Below are 19,155 nucleotides of genomic sequence, written 5' to 3' on the forward strand. Positions count from 1 at the left end.
TCGATTGCGCCTGTTGCGGCAATTGCTTTAGGATGGCCCGACTGAAGATGGGTGCCCCTGCATGCAGGGGATAATCGGGAAGTATGGTGAGGCTGTACGGCCAAGTCCATCGCTGCCCCCGCAACGGTAATAAGCGAGTCGCCTGCGAAGACCACTGGCATGGGCCGGGAAGGTGCAGGCGTTGGCGTGATTCTTTTGAATGCGCCCTCCTTGAGCCCGGAGACCGGCCCGTCGTTTCGTTTCATCCAGTAACGGTGCGGTGGGCACCGGGGATTAGAGTGTGTCTGCGATTCCTTTCTTTCCTTCCCAACGAGCTTCCCGTTCCTGTCGGCTGCCGGCCAGGCGGTCGTGTGCCATCGCCCTGATGTCTCTTGCCGCTTTCATGCGAGGCCATGATGCCCGCCGTGTGTGAGTTTCCCTTTGCCGCCGTCGTCGGCCAGGATGCACTCAAGACCGCGTTGCTGCTCAACGTCATCAATCCCCGGGTGGGAGGCGTGTTGATCAGCGGCCCACGGGGTAGCGCAAAATCCACCTTGGCGCGGGCGCTGGCGGCGATCCTTCCCGATAATGCCGAGGGGCGTCGGCCGCCGTTCGTCACCCTGCCGCTGGGCGCCAGCGAGGACCGCTTGACCGGCAGCCTGGACCTTCAACGGGTGCTGTCCGAGCGCGAGGCGACCTTCCACGAGGGCTTGCTGGCCAAGGCGGATCGCGGCGTGCTGTATGTCGACGAGGTCAACCTGCTGCCGGACACCCTGGTGGACCTGCTGCTCGATGTGGCGGCGAGCGGCATCAATATCGTCGAGCGCGACGGCATCAGTCATACGCATCCCGCGCGCTTCAGCCTGATTGGCACCATGAACCCGGATGAGGGGGAACTGCGCCCCCAATTGCTCGACCGTTTCGGTCTGTGTCTCGAACAGGAAGCGGTGGTGAACGTCCAGGAACGGATTGCCATCGTGCAGCAGAGAGAGGCTTTCGACCGCGATCCGCAAGCCTATGTCGCGCACCATGCGGATGCCCAGGCGTCGCTGACCGAGCGTATCCGGCGAGCGCAACTGGCGCTGGCCGAGGTCACCGCCGAGCCCTGGGTCTACGAGCATATCGCGGTGCGTTGCGAGGCCGCTGGTGTCGAAGGCCTGCGGGCGGATGTGACCTGGCATCGAGCCGCACAGGCGCATGCCGCCTGGCGGGGCGCGCACACGGTGGGCCGGGAGGACCTGGATATTGTCGAGCCGTGGGTCCTGGCCCATCGCCGTACGACTCAACATACGACGCCACCCACACAGTCTGGAACGCCGCCTCCTCCGCCCGGGGAGGGAGGCTCCGACGCTGAAAGGGAGGCTTCGTCCGCCAGCGGCGGCCACTCCGGTGCCTCGCAAGCGCAGGGGCAGTGGGGCGCCATGCCGCCGGTGACACAGAAAAGCGTGTGCGTGCCGGCAGTGGACTTTCCGGACATGCCCGCTGGAACACGAGCGAAACAGCCGGTCTCGGCGCCGTCCTCGCGCATGCGCAGGGGGTACCAACCGGGGCAGCGCCGGGCGCATGCCGATGCGGAGCAGCCGGACTGGTTCGCCACCCTGATCGCCAACCGGGGGCACTGGCCCTGGCAACGACTGCGCTATCGCAAGGCCCGCACCGGGCAGCCGGTGTTGCATTTCATCCTGCTGGATACCTCCGCTTCCACCCTGGGCCAGCGTCTGCTGGGCCGGGCCAAGGGCCTGGTCGACCGGCTGGCGCGCCAGGCCTACGCCGCCCGGGAGCAGATCGTGGTGCTGGGCTTCGGCAATGATGGCGTCACGTCGATCCTGCCAAGGCGACGCGCGCCCAAGGACATGCTCGAGCGGCTCGATGCCGCCAGCGGTGGCGGTGGAACCCCGATCCGCGAAGCCATCCTGCGGGCGGCGCGTCTGATTCGCCAATGGCGGCGACAGGAAGCCGGCCTGCATATCCGGACCTACCTCATCACCGACGGCCGCACCCGGCAATCCATGGCCGGCCTGCCGTCACTTGGCGACTGCATCGTCGTGGATACCGAACAGTCCGCCGTCAAACGGGGGCGGGGGCGTCAGATCGCCGAGCAATTGGACGCGCTGTACCGGCCCATGTCTAGCCTAGAGTCCAGCCTGGAGGTCACATGACCGAGCGCGCCGAAATCCGAACCGAGGGCCGTTGCGGCACGCAGGCGGATCGAGAACCGTCGAGGGGGGCCTGTCCCGCGGTCTTCATCGCCGCGCCGGCCTCTGGGCAGGGCAAGACCACAGTGACTGCGGCGCTGGCCCGGATGCTGCGCAACCAGGGCAAGGTGGTACGGGTCTTCAAAACCGGTCCGGATTACCTGGATCCCCTGGTGCTGGCCCAGGCTTCGGGCCAGCCGGTCGATCAGCTCGATCTGTGGATGGCCGGCGAGGCCTATTGCCGCCAACGCCTGTACGAGGCCGCGCTCGAGGCGGACCTCATCCTGGTGGAAGGTGCCATGGGCCTATTCGATGGCGAACCGTCCAGCGCCGACCTCGCGGCCTTGTTCGACTTGCCGATGGTCATCGTCATGGACGTGAAAGGGATGGCCCAGACCGCGGCGGCGCTGGTGGCCGGCTTGGCGGGCTTCCGTGACGATATCCGCATTGCCGGGCTGATCGCCAACGCCTGCGGTTCGCAGCGCCACCGGGAACTGATCGAAGCGGCGCTGCCGGCCGCCATCCCTCTGCTGGCGGCGGTGGAGCGCAATGCGAACCTGGCCCTGCCTGAACGGCACTTGGGGCTGGTTCAGGCCGATGAGATCCGCGAGGACCTGGAAACCCGCTTCGAGGCCGGTGCCAAGGCGTTGCTGGCCGAGGGGCTGGCGGATGCACTCCTGCAATTGCCGCCGGTCACCTTTGACGCGGTGCCCGACAATCACACGGCGATACCGCCCGCGCTTCTCGGCCATACCATAGGAGTGGCGCGGGATGCGGCGTTCAGCTTCATCTACCAGGCCAATCTGGACCTGCTGGAGCGGATGGGGGCGACACTGCGTTTCTTCTCACCGCTAAGCGATGGATGCCTGCCGCCCTGCGATGCCCTCTGGCTCCCAGGCGGCTACCCCGAGCTCCACGCTGCGCAGTTGGCGGCGAATGAATCCATGCGGGATGACATCCGCCGCTTCTTCGCCGCGGACAAGCCCATCCTCGCCGAATGCGGCGGCATGCTCTATTGCCTGGAAACCCTGACGGACTACGACGACCGGGCCCACACCATGCTGGGCCTGCTGTCCGGGCATGGCGCCATGCGGGGGCGGCGAGGCTGTCAGGGGATGCAGACCGCCGAGCTGCCGGAGGGGCCGGTTCGGGCCCATGCCCATCATCGCTCGGTGGCGGAGGGCACATCCGCGCCAATCGCCCACGGGCGGCGCCAGCGCCATCCCGCGCCGGGGGAGGCCATCTATCGCGAACGACGGCTGACGGCGTCCTACCTGCACCTGTTCTTCCCTGACAATCCCGCCGCCGTGGCCCGCCTGTTCGAGCAGGGCCCGGTGCCGGCACTCCAGACCATCGACACTGAGGAATCCCACGGATGCGACTGAACAAGATCCCCGCCACGGTTGTGACCGGCTTCCTGGGCAGCGGCAAGACCACGCTGCTGGCGAGCATTCTGCGCCAGGTCACCGGCAAGCGCATCGCCGTCATCGTCAACGAATTCGGCGAGCAGGATATCGATTCCAGCCTGCTGCGCGGTTGCGCCCTGGGGTGCGAAGAGGGCGGTGAGGACGAGCGCCCCGTGGAAGGCGAGGACGGTGGTTTTTACGAAAATGGTATCTACGAGCTGGCGAATGGCTGCATCTGCTGCACGGTGGAAGAGGAATTCCTGCCGGTGATGAAAAAGCTGGTGGCCCGCCGGGATGACATCGACCACATCCTGATCGAAACCAGCGGCCTGGCCTTGCCCAAGCCGCTGGTCCAGGCGTTCAACTGGCCGGAGGTGCGCCAGCATTGCACCGTCGATGCCATCATCACCGTGGTCGACGGGCCGGCCGTCGCCGCTGGCCGTTACGCCAGCGATGTCGACAAGGTGGAGGCCCAGCGCCGGGCCGACGACAGCCTGGACCACGATCCCAGCCTGCGTGAATTGCTGGACGACCAGCTGAGCGCGGCCGACCTGGTGCTGGTCAGCAAGACCGACCTGCTCGAGCCCGCCGACAAGGCGCGGGTGGAAGCACTGGTGGCCCAGCGGGTGCCGGAATCCGTGAAAACCCTGTTTATCGACCAGACCCTGGCCACGGATACGACCCAGTTGGAAGCCCTCATGGGCATCGGCGCGGCGAGCGAGGAAAACATCGACCGCATCGAGAACCACCATGATCGCCATCATGCCGAGGGGGCGCACCACGACCATGCGCACGATCATTTCGATTCCTGCGTGATCCGGCTGGGGGAAGTCGATGGCGACGCCCTGGCGGACAGGCTCCAGCAACTGCTGAAAACCCACGAGATCTATCGGGCCAAGGGCTTCGCGGCCATTCCGGGCAAGCCCATGCGTCGGGTGATCCAGGCCGTGGGGGAGCGCCTGGACGGCTATTTCGACCGGCTATGGGGGCAGGACGAGCCGCGCCGCACCCAGCTTGTCATCATCGGCAAGGCGCTGGATAGCGAGGCCCTGCACGCGGCCCTGGCGAGCGCTGAGATCGCGACGACCACCTGATGCATCTTTTCGCCGCCAAGCCCGGGGGCTTCGTCGACGATGAGGGCATCGTCGACCTGCAGCAGAGCCCTGCCGAGATCGTCATCCTGTCAGCCGCCGACAGCAGCCTGTCGGCCCTGGCGCAGGCGGTCGATCGGCTGGTCTCGACGATCGGGGACGGTTACCCGACGGTACGGCTCGCGAACTGGATGAACCTGGTCAAGCCCGCCGCCTACGATCTCTACGAGGATCGTGTGCTGGAAGAGGCGCGTCTAGTGATCGTCTCGCTGATGGGAGGCAGCGCCTACTGGCAATACGGCCACGAGCGTCTACTGGCCTGGGCCGCCGCCGGCCAGGGGCGCCAGCTGATCCTGGTGCCGGGCAGTGACGAGCCGGACGACGCCTTGCTGGGCGAGTCCAGTGTGCCTTTCGAATCGGCCCACCGAGTGTGGCGCTACCTGAGAGAGGGCGGGGTGGACAATGCCGAGCAGTTACTGCGTTTTGTCGGCGCCGAGTGTTTTGGACATGCGTTGGACTGGCAGGAACCCAAGGCGATTCCCGCAGCACTGCTCTACGCCCCCCAAGTGGCAGGGCGACAGGAAGCGACCCTGAGAGGGGGGTTACAAACGTCACGAGCGACGGCCAGGCAAGGCGAAATTAGCCGAGAAAGCGGAGTTTACGAGTTTGTAAATGAGCATTTTGAGGCTGATTTCAACGCCGCATGGCCTAGCGCAGTAGTTTGTAACCACCCTCGTAGCGAATGGCGGGCGCACCAGATCTCCGAGCGCCCGGTATGCCTGCTGCTGTTCTACCGCAGTCACCTGCAAGGCGCCAATACTGCCGTGCTGGACGGCCTGATCGAGGCGCTGCGGGCCCAGGGGCTCGAGCCGCTGGCGGTGGCCGTGGCGTCTCTGAAAGAGGAATCCTGCGTCGCCTTCGTCAATCACCTGATCGAGCAGACAGGCGCCATGCTGGTGGTCAACACCACCGGTTTTTCCGTCAACCGAAACCCGGACGACATGGACGCCCTGGGCGGTGAGGTTCCCGACAGCCTCTTCGTCGGGCGGCCGGTGGTGCTTCAAGCAATTTTGGCGAGCAGCACCGAGGAAGACTGGCAGGCCAAGGCAACCAGCCTGCATAGCCGCGACGTGGCCATGCAGGTGGTACTACCGGAGATGGATGGACGCATCATCACGCGAGCGGTGGGATTCAAGGCGGAAGCTCACTACAGCGAGCGCTGCCAGCTGTCGGTGACCCGCCATGCCCTGCATCCAGAGCGCGCCGCCTTCGTCGCCAAACTGGCGCGGCGATTCTGTCATTTGCGTCAGACGCCCAATGCCGCCAAGCGCGTGGCGCTGGTGCTGGCCAATTATCCCAATCGCGATGGCCGCATCGGCAACGGCGTCGGCCTGGATACGCCGGCATCGACGGTACAGATCCTGCGGGCACTGGCCGCGGCGGGCTATCCGGTGAGCGACGTGCCGGACGACGGGGACGCCCTGATCCGGCTGTTGCAGGGCGCCGTCACCAACGATCACCATGTCCTGGACCAACGCGGCTGCTGGCAGAGCATCGGGCTCGACGACTACCTGGAGTGGTTTCAGACCCTGTCGGAAGCACTTCAAGAAGCGGTATGCAGGCGCTGGGGTGCGCCGTCGGAGGACCCCAAGTGCCGCCAGGGCCGACTAATGATCGCCGGGGTCCGCCTGGGGGAGACCTTCGTCGGGATTCAGCCGGAGCGGGACTTCATAGACGACCCGACGCAGACCTACCACGATACCGAACTGGTGCCGCCCCACAGCTACCTGGCGTTCTATCTCTGGCTGCGTGATCACTACCGGGTGGATGCGGTGGTTCACGTCGGCAAACACGGTAATCTGGAATGGCTGCCGGGCAAGAGTACGGCACTGAGTGCCGAGTGCTGGCCGGATATCGCCCTGGGGCCGGTGCCGCATTTCTATCCGTTCATCGTCAACGACCCGGGCGAAGGCGCGCAGGCCAAGCGCCGCAGCCAGGCCGTCATCATCGATCACCTGATGCCGCCGCTGGCCCGTGCCGAGCTCTACGGTGCCATGGCGGAACTGGAAGCCCTGACCGACGAGTATTACCAGGCCTTGAGTATGGATCCACGGCGTGAGGCGTTGTTACGCGAGCGGATTCTGGAGCATCTGCGCCGCACCGGTATCGACCAGGAGCTGGCCCATAGTGCGGATAGCGTGGATGACGAGCGCCTGCTCAACGAGCTGGACACCTATCTGTGCGATATCAAGGAAGCCCAGATCCGCCATGGCTTGCACGTGCTGGGCACCTTGCCGCCGCAGGACAAGCTGGCGGGGACCCTGGTCGCCATCCTGAGACTGCCTCGCGGAGAGGAGCCGGCCCATCGCGGCCTCTTGCACAACCTGGCGGACGACTTGGGATTGCAGGAAGACGGCGGGCAGTTCGATCCCCTGACGGCCGGGGCCGAACCCTGGACCGGCCCGAGGCCGCCTGCCCTGACCGGGCTGGAGGCGTCCGCCTGGCGCACCGGCGCCGATACCCGTGAGCGTCTGGAACTGCTCGCCCATCGGCTGGTGACCGACTACGTCCTGGAGCCGGGGTGTCTGGCCACCTTGGCCCGTGACTATCCGGCCACCGCGGAGCAGTGTCGCTATGCTCGCGAACGGCTCTGGGTCGCCATGCAGCGTGGTGCCGAGATGGAGATCCAGTCGCTGCTGGACGGACTCGACGGCGTCTTCGTGCCGCCCGGGCCGAGCGGTGCCCCCAGTCGCGGGCGACTGGACACCCTGCCCACCGGGCGCAACTTCTTCAGCGTCGACAATCGCTCGATTCCGTCACCCGCCGCCTGGTCCCTGGGCGAGAAATCGGCCCGGGCGTTCGTCGAGCGTTACCTGCAGGACAACGGCGACTACCCGCGCCGGTTGGGGCTGTCGATCTGGGGCACCGCGACCATGCGCACCGGCGGCGATGACATCGCCCAGGCCTTCGCGCTGATGGGGGTTCGCCCGGTCTGGTCGCTCGGCTCGCAGCGGGTGATCGATGTCGAGGTGATTCCCTCCATGCTGCTGCAACGGCCCCGTGTGGACGTCACCCTGCGGGTGTCCGGATTCTTCCGCGATGCCTTTCCCAATGTCATCCGCCTGTTCGATGCCGCGGTGCAGGCGGTCGCCAGGTACGAGGAGCCGGGCAACGGCAACACCATTCGCGAGGCGGTGCTGGAGCGTCGGCAGGAACTCGAACGCCAGGGGCTTTCGCCCGACGCAGCCGCCCGAGAGGCCAGCTACCGGGTCTTCGGTAGCAAGCCCGGCGAGTACGGCACCGGCCTGAACCGGCTCATCGACAACCGCTCCTGGGACACCGCGGACGATCTGGCGGAGGCCTACCTCGGAGCCGGGGCCTACGCCTACGGCCAATTTCCGGAATCCGGGATCGCCGCGCGGGGGGCCTTCGAACGACAGCTCAAGGGCCTGGATGCGGTGATGCAGAACCAGGACAACCGCGAACACGATATCCTCGATTCGAACAGCTACTACGAGTTCCAGGGTGGCATGGCCAACGCCAGCCGTTCCCTCGGTGGCCAAGCGCCGATCATCTACCACGCCGATCACGCCAACCCGGCGCATCCGCGGATTCGTACCCTCAAGGAGGAACTATCCCGCGTGATCCGTTCCCGGGTGCTCAATCCCAAATGGATCGAGGCCATGCGGGAACACGGCTACAAGGGCGCCTTCGAGATGGCCGCCACGGTGGACTACCTGTTTGCCTATGACGCCACCACCGATCTGGTGGCCGACTATCAGTACGCACAGGTCACCGACGCGCTGGTACTGGATCGCAGCAACCAGCAGTTCCTGCGCGAGCATAACCCGGCGGCGCTGGAGGAGATGGCCGAGCGGTTACTGGAAGCCGTCCAGCGGGGGATGTGGCAGGACCCTGGCCAACAGGGCCCTGACCTGCAGGATCTGCTGCTGCAGATCGACGAGGCCAAGGAGACCGGGCACCATGATGGCTAAGCCGGCTGACGCTCGCATCAAGGGCTGGTGTCCCGGGGCATGGCGGCCCATGTCGACCGGCGATGGCCTGCTGGTTCGCGTACATCCCCACCTGGGACGACTCACGCGGGTCCAGATGCTGGCGCTGTGCGATGCGGCCGAGACCTTCGGTAGCGGCCTGATCGAACTCACCAGCCGCGCCAATCTGCAGTTGCGCGGCGTGTCCGAGGCCACCTGGCCCGGGCTGATGGACGTCCTCGTCGAGCATGGGCTGGTTGACCCGGACCCCCACACCGAGCGCCGGCCCCAACTGCTGCTGGCACCGGACTGGCAAGCGGGCGACGCCACGCATGAGGCGGCCCGTCTGCTGCTGGCCCGCCTCAGTGAGATGCCGGAACTGCCGGCGAAGATGGGCTTTGCCATCGATGCCGGTGATGCGCCGGTGCTGGGCGATGTGTCCGCCGACTTCCGCATCGAGCGGTCGGCATCGGGCACCTTGCAGCCGCGGGCTTCGGGTGGCCTATTAGTCCGGGCCGATGGACATGCGTTGGGCACCCCCGTGGACTCGATCGTAGCTGCCGTTGAGCACCTGGTGCGGCTTGCGCACTGGTTCGTCGACAGCGGTGGACGAGAATCCGGGCGGATGCGCCGGCATCAGGCGCCGCTGCCGGCCTGGGCTTCGGAATCGATACGACCCGCCGAGGCTGGCGCCAGACTGGCACTGGGCGAACATTCGCGGGGCAGGGTGTTTGGCCTGCCATTCGGACGGGCGCCGGCGTCGGTGTTGCGTGCCGCGATCGACCCCGCTTCGCTTGCCCCTGAAGCGAGTGGCGCCGTGCGGGTGATGCCGTGGCGGCGCCTGCTGGTTGAAGGGGCTGAAAATGGCGACGAAGCGGCATCGGTCGCTGGCCTGCTGGACGATAACCGGGATCCGCGTTTGTCCATGGATGTATGTCCGGGAGCCCCCCACTGCGAACAGGCGAGTGTCGAGACGCTGGGCTTAGCCCTGGAGTTAGCCGAATGCCTGAGTGGCCGGGTCGAGGGCCCGGTGCATGTGTCCGGCTGCGCCAAGGGCTGCGCCCGCAGGCAGCCGGCTGAGGTATGCCTCACGGGGCGCTCCGGACGCTTTGATCTGATCGTCAGTGATCGTGCCGATGGTGCGCCGGTCGCGACCGGCCTCAGCGAAGCCGAGGTTGTAGAACTTATTGCCAAACGTGGAGTGAGATGAGCCCCGGGAAAGCTCATCTCCTTTGCTCGGTTGTGAAGGAAGCTCGTAGGCTTTGGAGCTCGTAGGTTTTGTCTGAAAAGTCGCCGAGCGATGGCCAGACAAGGCAAAAATCAGCGAAAAGACGGAGTTTGCGTGGTTGTAAATGAGTATTTTGAGCTGATTTTTAACGCCGTATGGGCGAGCGCAGGCAGTTTGCAGACAAACCTTAGTTTATTTGGAGGGGATTAGATGCCTCACGTCTATGAAACAGACGGACCGGCCATCTACCGGGCGTCCTTTTCCATCATCCGGTGCGAGGCCGAGCTGGAGCGCTTCTCGGAGGAGGAAGAGCCGGTGGCCGTGCGCATGATCCATGCCGCCGGATTGGTGGAGCTTGCCTCACACATTCACTTCCGCGGCGACGCGGTGAACCGGGCACGGCAGGCGCTGGAGCAGGGAGCGCCAATTCTGTGTGACGCGCGCATGGTATCCGAGGGCATTACCCGCAAGCGCCTGCCGACAGACAACGCCATTATCTGTACCCTGCACGATGAGCGGGTTCCCGGCCTGGCCCGGGACATGGCCAACACTCGCTCGGCAGCGGCCGTGGAACTCTGGCGACCCTACCTGAACGGTGCGGTGGTGGCGATCGGCAATGCGCCGACCGCCCTGTTCCACCTGTTGAACATGCTGGAAGCGCCGGATTGCCCGCGCCCGGCGGCCGTCATCGGCTGCCCGGTGGGTTTCGTGGGGGCATCCGAATCCAAGGAAGCCCTCTGGGCGAGCGCGTCGGTGCCCTGCTGCATCGTGCGCGGGCGACTCGGCGGCAGTGCGGTGACGGTGGCCGCCATCAATGCCATAGCGGATCGTAGCGAATGAAGCAGGGAACCATTTACGGGGTCGGCCTTGGGCCCGGCAGCCAGGATCTGATGAGCGTCAGGGCGGATCGGTTGATTCGTGGGGCGTCACATGTCGCCTATTTTCGCAAGAAGGGCCGAACCGGCCATGCCCGCAGCATCGTTGAAGGCCTGGTGGCGTTTGATGCCATCGAGCTGCCGATGGAATACCCGGTCACCACCGAGATTCCGTTCGACGACCCCCGTTACAACGAGTTGCTGGCGGCCTTCTATGAAAGAAACGTCGCACGACTGACCGAGATTGCCGATGCGGGCCACGATGTGGTGGTGCTGTGCGAGGGCGATCCGTTTTTCTACGGCTCTTTCATGCACCTGTATACGCGCCTGCAGGGGCGGGTGCCGGTATCGGTGGTGCCCGGCATCACCGGCATGTCCGCCGCCTGGACCGCCACCGGGCAGCCGGTGACCTGGGGCGACGACATCATGACCGTGCTGATGGGCACACTGCCGGAGGCGACGTTGGTCGAGCACATCGCGCAGACCGACGCCCTGGTGGTGATGAAGATCGGACGCAATCTGGACAAGCTCAGGCGGGCGCTGGCCCGGGCCGGCCGGGAGGAAGAGGCCTGGCTGATCGAATACGCCACCATGCCGCAGGAGCGGATACTGCCGTTCAGCGAAGCCGGCGATAGCGTCCCTTACTTTTCCATCCTGGTGATCCACGGCCACGGGAGGCGACCATGAAAGGCTGGTTGAAAGTCGCCGGCCTGGGCCCGGGCGCCGAGGCGATGGTCACCCCGGAAGTCTCTGCCGCGCTGGCGGACGCCACCGATGTGGTGGGCTATGTGCCCTATGTCGAGCGGGTGGCGCCGCGGCCGGGACTGACGCGCCACGGCTCTGACAATCGCGAGGAAATCCGGCGGGCGGAACAGGCGCTGCGGATGGCCGCCGACGGCCACCGGGTGGTGGTCGTCTCGTCGGGTGACCCTGGCGTGTTCGCCATGGGCGCGGCCATCTTCGAGGCGCTGGAGGCGGGAGAGCATACGTGGCGCTCGTTGGACATCCAGGTATTGCCGGGCATTTCCGCCATGCTGGCCGCCAGTGCGCGCCTAGGGGCGCCACTAGGGCATGATTTCTGCTGTATCAACCTGTCCGATAACCTCAAACCCTGGGCCCTGATCGAGAAGCGCCTGCGGCTGGCCGCAGAGGCTGACTTTGCCATGGCCTTCTACAACCCCCGCTCCAGGGCACGACCGGAAGGGTTCACACGCGCCTTGCAGGTGTTGCGGGAGGCCTGCGGGCCAGAGCGCCTGATCGTGTTCGCGCGGGCCGTATCCACGCCGGAGGAATCCGTTCGGGTCACGACCCTAGGGGAAGCGGACGTGGAGATGGCCGACATGCGCACCCTGGTGATGGTGGGGTCCAGTCAGACGCGGCGGATCGAGCGCGATGGGGCGCCGTGGGTTTATACGCCGAGGTCGGCGTCAGGGTCGGAGTCATGACCAAGCCACGCCAGAACCTCATCAATGGAGTGGACTTCCTGGCGTGGCGGAAGAGCTGGCCGCTCGATCATCACCACCGGCAGACCCAGTTGCCGGGCGGCGGTGAGTTTGGACACCGCGCCGTCGCCGCCGGCATTCTTGCACACCAGGCGCTCGACGCCATGTTCCCGGAGCAGGGCCAGGTCACTGTCCAGCGTAAAGGGACCACGGTCGATGGTCACACGGTGACGAGGCAGAGGCGGTGGGGCCTCGGGCCGGTCGACCAACCTCAGCAGGTAGTGGTGCTGGGGCTGTGCCGCAAAGGCGGCGAGGTGCATGCGCCCGATCGCCAGCAGCACCCGCTGTGGCGGACCAGCCAGGGCGTTCACCGCCGCGTCGACACTGGCGACCCGTTGCCAGTGATCGCCGGCCATCGGCTCCCAGGGTGGCCGGGTCAGAGCGATGAAGCGGATGTCGCTTCGCTGCGCCGCCGATACGGCGTTGCGGCTCATTCGTTCGGCAAAGGGGTGGGTGGCATCGACCAGGTGGGTGATGCGGTTGTCCGCCAGGAAAGCGGCCAGGCCCTCCACTCCGCCAAAACCACCGACGCGGGTGGGCAACGGCTGCGGTTTGGGAGCGGTCACCCGACCGGCATAACTGAACAGCGCAGGGATCGATCGTTCGGCCAGGGCACTGGCCAGGGCACTGGCTTCGGTGGTTCCCCCTAGAATCAGGACTTTCATGATGGCTGACGTTGACGACGCTCCCTGGCTGACGATTCTAGGCTGGGGGGAGAGTGGCACAGAGGGGCTGACGCCGGCAAGCCGCAACGCCCTGGAAGATGCCGAGGTGGTGTTTGGTGCGCGTCGCCATCTGCGCCTGTTGCCGCCTCTGGCTGCCGAGGTACGCGAATGGCCGGTACCCTTCGCGGAAGGTATCCCCCAACTGTTGGCCGAGCGCGGCCGCAGGGTCGTCATGCTGGTCTCCGGCGACCCGTTCTGGTTCGGGGCGGGAACCACCTTGGCGCGTCATGTGCCTGCTGAAGAATGGAGGGCCCTGCCGTCGCCATCCACCTTCAGCCTAGCGGCGTCGCGGCTGGGCTGGTCGCTGGATGGCTGCCCGTGCCTGGGTCTGCATGCCAAACCCCTGACGCGCATCCGGCCTTACCTGCATCACGGAAGACGCTTGCTGGTGCTGGTGAGGGATGGGGACGCGGTGGCCGAACTGGCGGGGTTGCTGGTGCGCTTCGGTTTCGGCTCGTCTCGGCTGCATGTTCTGGAATCGCTGGGCGGTGACGGCGAGCGCATCTGCAGCGTGCGGGCAGACGCCGCCTTGCCTGGCGATATCCTCCACCCGGTCGCGGTGGGCCTGGACGTGGCCGGTGATGGGCCGGCCTTGCCGCTGACACCTGGCCTGCCGGACGAGCTGTTCGAACACGATGGCCAGATCACCAAGCAGACCGTTCGCGCCATGACGCTGGCCGCGTTGGCCCCGGCACCGGGGGAGCGGTTGTGGGATATCGGCACGGGGTCGGGCTCGATCGCCATCGAGTGGCTGTTGGCGCACCCGGACAACCAGGCCGTGGCCTTCGAGCGTGCCAGTGAGCGTGCGGCGCGGGCTCGTCGCAATGCTCGAATGCTGGGCGTCGACTGGCTCGAGGTGGTGGAGGGGAGTGCCCCCGACGTACTGAGTGATCAGATGCTGCGCGATCATCCGCTGCCCGATGCGGTATTCATCGGGGGCGGGCTATCGGAAACGTTGCTGGAGGTACTTTGGCAGCGTCTGCCGGCAGGCGTTCGCATCGTGGCCAATGCGGTGACGCTGGAATCCGAGGCCTTGCTGGCTCACTGGCAGCAGATGGCCGGCGGTGAACTGCTGCGTCTCGAAGTGGCGGCCGCCGCTCCCATCGGCACACGGCGGGGCTGGAAAGCCAGCTACCCCATCGTGCAATGGCGGGTGACCCGGTGATAGTAGTGGATGATTCGATAACAGCGGCGGGCGATTCGATAACAGTAGCGGGTTTCGGCTTTCGCCGAGGGGCGCTGCTGGTGTCGCTGGACGAGGCGCTGGATCGTCTCCACGAACACTACGGTGCCGTTGACCGGCTGGCCGCGACTCAGACGATGTGGCCGCTGGTTCAGGAATTGGGCCAAGCGCGGGGGCTCACGGTGATCCCCGTGGCCGACGCCGCCCTGCCAACGGCCACCACCATCACCCGCTCCAGGCACAGTTTGCGGGCCCGGGGAACGGGTAGCGTCGCCGAGGCCGTCGCCCTGTTGGCGGCAGGTCCCGGTGCGGAATTGCTCGGGCCCCGGCTGATTTCAATGGATCGACTGGCTACTGTAGCGGCAGCAAGAGCCCCTCTGGGAGGAGACTGAGCATGACGATACATTTCATCGGCGCCGGCCCCGGTGCGCCGGACCTCCTGACATTGCGGGGGCGGGATCTCATCGCATCCTGTCCCGTGTGCCTCTACGCGGGTTCGCTGGTGCCCGAACAGGTACTCGAGCATTGCCCGGAAGGCGCCCGGATCATCAACACGGCGCCCCTGTCCCTGGATGAAATCATCGACGAGATGCGTAGCGCCCATGCCGCGAGCCTGGACGTGGCCCGACTGCATTCCGGGGACCTGTCGGTGTGGTCCGCCATGGGAGAACAGTTGCGCCGGCTGCGCGAGCTGGACATCCCTTATGCCATTACCCCGGGCGTGCCGTCCTTCGCCGCGGCGGCCGCCACCCTGGGACAAGAGTTGACGCTGCCGGGGGTGGCGCAATCCGTCGTGCTGACACGGACACCGGGGCGTGCCAGCGCCATGCCGGGCGGCGAAACCCTGGCCAACTTCGCCAAAACCGGCGCCACCCTGGCGATTCACCTTTCCATCCATAACCTGGCCCAGGTGGTGGAAGACCTGGTGCCGTTCTACGGCGCCGATTGCCCGGTCGCCATCGTCTGGCGGGCCAGTTGGCCCGATGAACGGGTGGTCCGGGGGCGTTTGTCGACGGTGGCATCCCTGGTCGACGACACCATGCAGCGGACGGCGCTGATCCTGGTGGGACCGGTTCTGGAAAGTGAGGATTTCCAGGAAAGCTGCCTGTATTCGGTCGGTTATGATCGTCGGTTTCGGCCTAAGTCGGCGGACTCGCCCTTTGCCGGCACCGCACCCAGCGCCTCTCCTGGAGACATGGGAGGCGACGCATGATCCGGCTCTCGCTGATCGGCATTGGTACGGGCAATCCCGATCATGTCACCTTGGCTGCCGTGCGGGCGCTCAATGAGGCGGACCTCATCCTGTTGCCACGCAAGGGGGAGGCCAAGTCGGACCTGGTCGACCTGCGCCGGTTGCTGTGCCAGAACCTCCTGGACGATCCGTCACGGACCCGGGTCGTGGAGTTCGATTTACCTCGACGCGATGCCCGCGCCGATTACCTGGGAGCGGTGGACGACTGGCATGAGGCGATTGCGCGTGTCTGGGCCGGGCTCATGGATGCCCATCTACCGGAGGGCGGACGGGTCGGCATGCTGATCTGGGGAGACCCCTCGCTATACGACAGCAGCCTGCGTATCGCGAGGCGCCTTGGGGCGTGTAGGAAAAGCGCCGCCGGGCGGGCGGTCGAGATGGACCTGAAGGTAGAGATAGTACCGGGAATCACCAGCCTGCAAGTCCTGACCGCCGAGCACCTCATCCCCCTCAATGCGCTCGCTGAACCGGTCCAGATCACCACTGGGCGGCGTTTGCGTGAGCGCGGCTGGCCCGACGATGCCGCTAGCGTCGCGGTCATGCTCGACAGCGGAGGGGCCTTCGAGGCGCTGCCTCCCGAAGGCCTCTACATCTGGTGGGGCGCCTACCTGGGCATGGACAAGCAATGCCTGCTCGACGGCTGGTTGGCTGACGTGGCCCCATCGATCCTCGAGCGCCGTGCCGCCTTGCGCGAGCAGCATGGCTGGATCATGGACGTCTACTTGTTGGCCCGGAAGCTGCTCTGAAAGGCTCGCTCCGCACCAAACCCCTACGACTTTTTCCTCAAGTTTCAAGTACGCAGGCCGAAGAATTATTTAGTAGGCTGAATGTTACTGGAAGTTTCCATGTGGGTTTGTGTCGTCGCCATATGGCGACCTGGGCACCCCGCAACGGCCAGGATGGCGGCGCCATGTGCTACTGCCGGGCGGTAGCGTGCCTGATCGGAAAATATCGAAGTGCAACGGTTTTCGTAGGAGCGCAGCTCTGCTGCGCGATTGAAGGGATGCACGCGACCTACTGTGGACGTTTCGCAAAATGCTGCCGGCACGTTTATCGGTGTTAGGCTGCCGAGGTATACTTAATTCTATTTATTTTCAGTGACTTGTGGATAATTGGTCTAGGCTAGATAACATTGTTGAACACGCCGGCACGATGACCCAATAATAGAGCGTACCGTATAATCACTGTTAGGGCTCAAAGAATTCGAACTGAGGACTCTGTTCTCAAAATCAGGAGAAGAAAATGGCATTAAAAGACTTAAATGATGATGAAATAAAGGCTCTGGTTCAAAACTCAGAGGGTTTTCTTAACCAACAAAAAAATATGGAGAAGCTATTAGGCGTTGATTCCACAACTAAGCGTAGATTTGCTGACATAATGAAGTACGATTTAAATATGTCTGAAGCAGAAATTAAACAAAAGTTAGATCAGGTTGCTTTGGTAAAAGTAACTAAAATCGTAGTAGAAATTTAGGATATTAATCATGGGTGACTCAGTTCGAATACCTGAAACCACTAACATTCAAGACAGATTAGATAAAATAACTAAAAATTATGGAATGCATATTGCCGTCTCTATAACTAATAAATGTCCTTTGGAATGTGAACATTGCATCACAAAGTCGAGCCCTGTCGCCGATGATTCCTCGAAATCTCAGGTGTCTAAACTTTGTGATGATTTAGAAAATCTAGGGGGCAATGGAATTAAAGTGATTACTATCACTGGAGGTGAACCCTACTTAAATCGAAATGGAATGCGAGCAGTTATTAATTCAGTACGAGGGCTTGATGTAAAAGTTGCGGTAATAACTAGTGGTTATTGGGCCAAAAATTATAACAATGCAAAAAAGTTTATCGAGCTATTTCCTGAGATTGAAGCTTACACATTTAGCTCAGACCTATACCATCAACAATTTGTTGACAGAGAGACTGTACTGCAAGGATACCAAGTTGCTAAAGAGCTTGGTAAAACTGCTTCGGTGAGAATGTGTGTTTCTCCAAGTGATTTAGATAGTCCAATCGTAAGTGAAATGCGGGAGCTATTAGGAGAGGATCTGGAAGTTCAAAGCATTATTCCTTGGGGGAGAGCAAAGGATATTAACGAGGAATTCAAATATGAAGATCAAGTGATTGCGATGCCATGTGTATCTGACGGTCCACATATTGACTTTGATGGAAAAGTATTACCTTGTTGCAATGCCCTTATAGCCGTAAAAACAGAACACCCACTAGATCTTGGTAATATTAACGATTCATCTCTGAAGGAAATTTATTTGAATATTAATACGAACCTCTATTTGTCTTTTATTAGACTTTGGGGGTTTAAACCTATTGTAGACTTTCTCAATGAAAAACTTATTACAAAGCATTTAAGCGGGACACCGTGCCATACGTGTGCGACGATTTGTTCAAGTAGCAACTTGTTTAATTTAGTCGTTGAATGGTTAAATGAATTTGAAAACAAGTTAAAAATTGCAGCGGGCATGCATTATTACTTTAATGATCCTACACTATTAAGAAATATGAAAAATGAAATTTCTGAGCAGTTACAGCCCTAACAAACGCATGTTGTCGGACTGCTTTTTCGCTGCGCTCCAAATCAGCCGCAAATGCGGGCGTTAGGTGGCAGAGCAATAAGGTGTCGAGACCAAATGGGTAATGCTAATGCCATTAACGAGAGACGAAGCAGGGGTGTGGAGCCTCGAGCTTACAGAAGCTGACAGAGAAGTCGCGGAGGCATCGCATGCCGCATACCTGGACGCTTTGCCCCGATACTGCACGGCGCTAGATCCCATCTTTCAGCGAGCCCGAGACGCTTCCGAATTCAATTTCCTGATGTCGCTGTTTGCCATCCGTGGTATGCAGGACGCTGGCTGGGATCCATACGAAACAACCGTTCGGGCAATTGAATCCGTCCGGGCAGTTTATAACGATCTCGAAGGAGACGCCGCACGACACTTGTTGTTGTGGATTTATGGTCACATCATGGAAGCATCGGAGCCATACGAGTTGTTGGCGAACTTGCTGGACGTGTCCGAAGGCGGAAGATTTCACGTAGCAAGATTCTCTTCACCTAGAGGCCGTGGTCCGCTATCTCCAGATACTAAGATCCGTAAGCTTGAGGAGAAGGCCAAAGAGGTGGGTATTCCGGATGCAGTCGTGCCAATGAAAGAAGCGTGGGACCGGGAGCTTAGAAACGCCATATTCCACGCGGACTATAGCCTCTACGGCCCAGAAGTCAGAACGATTAGACCCTTGAGGGTTTACAGCCACGACGAAATTATGACACTAGTGAACCGTGCGCTCGCATATCACGAGGCGTTGTCCCTCTTGCGGCGAATGCATATCGAAAGCTATCGCGAGCCTGTGAGAATCCCCGCCGATGAAGAATTCACAAGTAACCCGAGAGAGGAAGCGGTCGTTATAGTCAAAGAGGGATATGGTGCGGTAGGGCTGAAGGATGGTTGGTCTGAGGAAGAGCTGCGACGTGGCTGTATCCCGTATCGGTTAGGAAGATTTTCCTATACCGATATGGAGATGCTGAATGCCAATCCTACCCTCGCGCTACTGCCTCCATTCGAATGAGGGAAGAGCACTTGAACACCCCCGGATGCCGTAGAACTCACTGTTATAGGAACTTAGTCGCTGGGATCTGCCACCTAACAAGGCGCTCCAGGCGGACAAAATCTCCGCTGCGCTACAATTTTGCCGCTGAGCGCGGCGTTGGG

At 62.8% G+C, this 19,155-nt stretch carries 16 protein-coding genes and 1 riboswitch; of the genes, 15 read left to right on the top strand and 1 reads right to left on the bottom strand.

Annotated elements, in window-relative coordinates:
• The first annotated feature begins 32 nt into the window (after positions 1–32).
• Positions 33–246, top strand: a riboswitch (cobalamin riboswitch).
• 146 nt (positions 247–392) lie between these two features.
• The 8 genes from IE093_RS12050 to cobJ all read left to right on the top strand — a co-directional run bounded on the left by IE093_RS12050 (position 393) and on the right by cobJ (position 12,211).
• The gene (locus IE093_RS12050; RefSeq protein ID WP_189469492.1) at positions 393–2,138 is read left to right on the top strand and encodes an ATP-binding protein; all 1,746 of its coding nucleotides are present in this window, start codon (positions 393–395) and stop codon (positions 2,136–2,138) included.
• Entirely contained in the window at positions 2,135–3,559 is a 1,425-nt protein-coding gene (locus tag IE093_RS12055) for a cobyrinic acid a,c-diamide synthase CobB (RefSeq protein WP_189469495.1), read from the top strand. Before IE093_RS12050 ends, IE093_RS12055 begins: the two co-directional genes overlap by 4 nt.
• Positions 3,550–4,674 (top strand): cobalamin biosynthesis protein CobW, encoded by a 1,125-nt coding sequence (cobW, locus tag IE093_RS12060; RefSeq protein ID WP_189469497.1) that lies wholly within the window; start codon positions 3,550–3,552, stop codon positions 4,672–4,674. Before IE093_RS12055 ends, cobW begins: the two co-directional genes overlap by 10 nt.
• On the top strand, positions 4,674–8,666 hold the full coding sequence (gene cobN / locus IE093_RS12065; protein ID WP_189469499.1) for a cobaltochelatase subunit CobN: 3,993 nt from the start codon (positions 4,674–4,676) through the stop codon (positions 8,664–8,666). The genes cobW and cobN overlap by 1 nt, the downstream gene beginning before the upstream one ends.
• The gene (locus tag IE093_RS12070; protein ID WP_308427200.1) at positions 8,656–9,873 is read left to right on the top strand and encodes a cobalamin biosynthesis protein CobG; all 1,218 of its coding nucleotides are present in this window, start codon (positions 8,656–8,658) and stop codon (positions 9,871–9,873) included. The genes cobN and IE093_RS12070 overlap by 11 nt, the downstream gene beginning before the upstream one ends.
• 228 nt (positions 9,874–10,101) lie before the next feature.
• Positions 10,102–10,731 (top strand): precorrin-8X methylmutase, encoded by a 630-nt coding sequence (locus IE093_RS12075; RefSeq protein ID WP_189469501.1) that lies wholly within the window; start codon positions 10,102–10,104, stop codon positions 10,729–10,731.
• Positions 10,728–11,453: a precorrin-2 C(20)-methyltransferase gene (cobI, locus tag IE093_RS12080; RefSeq protein ID WP_189469503.1), complete on the top strand. Its 726-nt coding sequence runs from the start codon at positions 10,728–10,730 to the stop codon at positions 11,451–11,453. The genes IE093_RS12075 and cobI overlap by 4 nt, the downstream gene beginning before the upstream one ends.
• A complete protein-coding gene (cobJ, locus tag IE093_RS12085; RefSeq protein ID WP_189469505.1) occupies positions 11,450–12,211 on the top strand; it encodes a precorrin-3B C(17)-methyltransferase in 762 nt (253 codons plus the stop codon). Before cobI ends, cobJ begins: the two co-directional genes overlap by 4 nt.
• Here cobJ and IE093_RS12090 read toward each other — a convergent pair.
• On the bottom strand, positions 12,175–12,933 hold the full coding sequence (locus IE093_RS12090) for a cobalt-precorrin-6A reductase (RefSeq protein ID WP_189469507.1): 759 nt from the start codon (positions 12,931–12,933) through the stop codon (positions 12,175–12,177). The two genes, cobJ and IE093_RS12090, sit on opposite strands and share 37 nt — an antisense overlap.
• Before the next feature lies 1 nt (position 12,934).
• Between IE093_RS12090 and cbiE the strand changes: the two genes are divergently transcribed.
• The 7 genes from cbiE to IE093_RS12125 all read left to right on the top strand — a co-directional run bounded on the left by cbiE (position 12,935) and on the right by IE093_RS12125 (position 19,012).
• On the top strand, positions 12,935–14,158 hold the full coding sequence (cbiE, locus tag IE093_RS12095; RefSeq protein WP_189469563.1) for a precorrin-6y C5,15-methyltransferase (decarboxylating) subunit CbiE: 1,224 nt from the start codon (positions 12,935–12,937) through the stop codon (positions 14,156–14,158).
• Between the two features lie 5 nt (positions 14,159–14,163).
• Positions 14,164–14,568 carry a cobalamin biosynthesis protein gene (locus IE093_RS12100; RefSeq protein ID WP_229803518.1) on the top strand — a complete coding sequence of 135 codons (405 nt, stop codon included), beginning with the start codon at positions 14,164–14,166 and terminating at the stop codon, positions 14,566–14,568.
• A gap of 2 nt (positions 14,569–14,570) precedes the next feature.
• Positions 14,571–15,389 (top strand): precorrin-4 C(11)-methyltransferase, encoded by an 819-nt coding sequence (gene cobM, locus IE093_RS12105; RefSeq protein WP_189469511.1) that lies wholly within the window; start codon positions 14,571–14,573, stop codon positions 15,387–15,389.
• Positions 15,386–16,174, top strand: a complete 789-nt coding sequence (gene cobF, locus IE093_RS12110; protein ID WP_189469512.1) for a precorrin-6A synthase (deacetylating) — start codon at positions 15,386–15,388, stop codon at positions 16,172–16,174. Before cobM ends, cobF begins: the two co-directional genes overlap by 4 nt.
• 496 nt (positions 16,175–16,670) lie before the next feature.
• Positions 16,671–16,901 carry a hypothetical protein gene (locus tag IE093_RS12115; protein ID WP_189469514.1) on the top strand — a complete coding sequence of 77 codons (231 nt, stop codon included), beginning with the start codon at positions 16,671–16,673 and terminating at the stop codon, positions 16,899–16,901.
• Between the two features lie 10 nt (positions 16,902–16,911).
• Positions 16,912–17,985, top strand: a complete 1,074-nt coding sequence (locus IE093_RS12120) for a radical SAM/SPASM domain-containing protein (protein ID WP_189469516.1) — start codon at positions 16,912–16,914, stop codon at positions 17,983–17,985.
• Between the two features lie 106 nt (positions 17,986–18,091).
• On the top strand, positions 18,092–19,012 hold the full coding sequence (locus IE093_RS12125) for a hypothetical protein (RefSeq protein ID WP_189469518.1): 921 nt from the start codon (positions 18,092–18,094) through the stop codon (positions 19,010–19,012).
• Positions 19,013–19,155: the final 143 nt, after the last annotated feature.

Origin of the sequence: Litchfieldella qijiaojingensis, assembly GCF_014651875.1 — a bacterium.
Lineage (GTDB): Bacteria > Pseudomonadota > Gammaproteobacteria > Pseudomonadales > Halomonadaceae > Litchfieldella > Litchfieldella qijiaojingensis.

Excerpts from the sequence above, each read along its gene's own strand:
- cobW (WP_189469497.1), top strand. The coding sequence starts at position 3,550 with ATGCGACTGAACAAGATCCCCGCCACGGTTGTGACCGGCTTCCTGGGC.
- cbiE (WP_189469563.1), top strand. The coding sequence starts at position 12,935 with ATGGCTGACGTTGACGACGCTCCCTGGCTGACGATTCTAGGCTGGGGG.
- cobI (WP_189469503.1), top strand. The coding sequence starts at position 10,728 with ATGAAGCAGGGAACCATTTACGGGGTCGGCCTTGGGCCCGGCAGCCAG.
- IE093_RS12120 (WP_189469516.1), top strand. The coding sequence starts at position 16,912 with ATGGGTGACTCAGTTCGAATACCTGAAACCACTAACATTCAAGACAGA.
- cobJ (WP_189469505.1), top strand. The coding sequence starts at position 11,450 with ATGAAAGGCTGGTTGAAAGTCGCCGGCCTGGGCCCGGGCGCCGAGGCG.
- IE093_RS12115 (WP_189469514.1), top strand. The coding sequence starts at position 16,671 with ATGGCATTAAAAGACTTAAATGATGATGAAATAAAGGCTCTGGTTCAA.
- IE093_RS12055 (WP_189469495.1), top strand. The coding sequence starts at position 2,135 with ATGACCGAGCGCGCCGAAATCCGAACCGAGGGCCGTTGCGGCACGCAG.
- cobN (WP_189469499.1), top strand. The coding sequence starts at position 4,674 with ATGCATCTTTTCGCCGCCAAGCCCGGGGGCTTCGTCGACGATGAGGGC.
- IE093_RS12090 (WP_189469507.1), bottom strand. The coding sequence starts at position 12,933 with ATGAAAGTCCTGATTCTAGGGGGAACCACCGAAGCCAGTGCCCTGGCC.
- IE093_RS12070 (WP_308427200.1), top strand. The coding sequence starts at position 8,656 with ATGATGGCTAAGCCGGCTGACGCTCGCATCAAGGGCTGGTGTCCCGGG.
- IE093_RS12050 (WP_189469492.1), top strand. The coding sequence starts at position 393 with ATGATGCCCGCCGTGTGTGAGTTTCCCTTTGCCGCCGTCGTCGGCCAG.
- IE093_RS12125 (WP_189469518.1), top strand. The coding sequence starts at position 18,092 with ATGCCATTAACGAGAGACGAAGCAGGGGTGTGGAGCCTCGAGCTTACA.
- cobM (WP_189469511.1), top strand. The coding sequence starts at position 14,571 with ATGACGATACATTTCATCGGCGCCGGCCCCGGTGCGCCGGACCTCCTG.
- IE093_RS12075 (WP_189469501.1), top strand. The coding sequence starts at position 10,102 with ATGCCTCACGTCTATGAAACAGACGGACCGGCCATCTACCGGGCGTCC.
- cobF (WP_189469512.1), top strand. The coding sequence starts at position 15,386 with ATGATCCGGCTCTCGCTGATCGGCATTGGTACGGGCAATCCCGATCAT.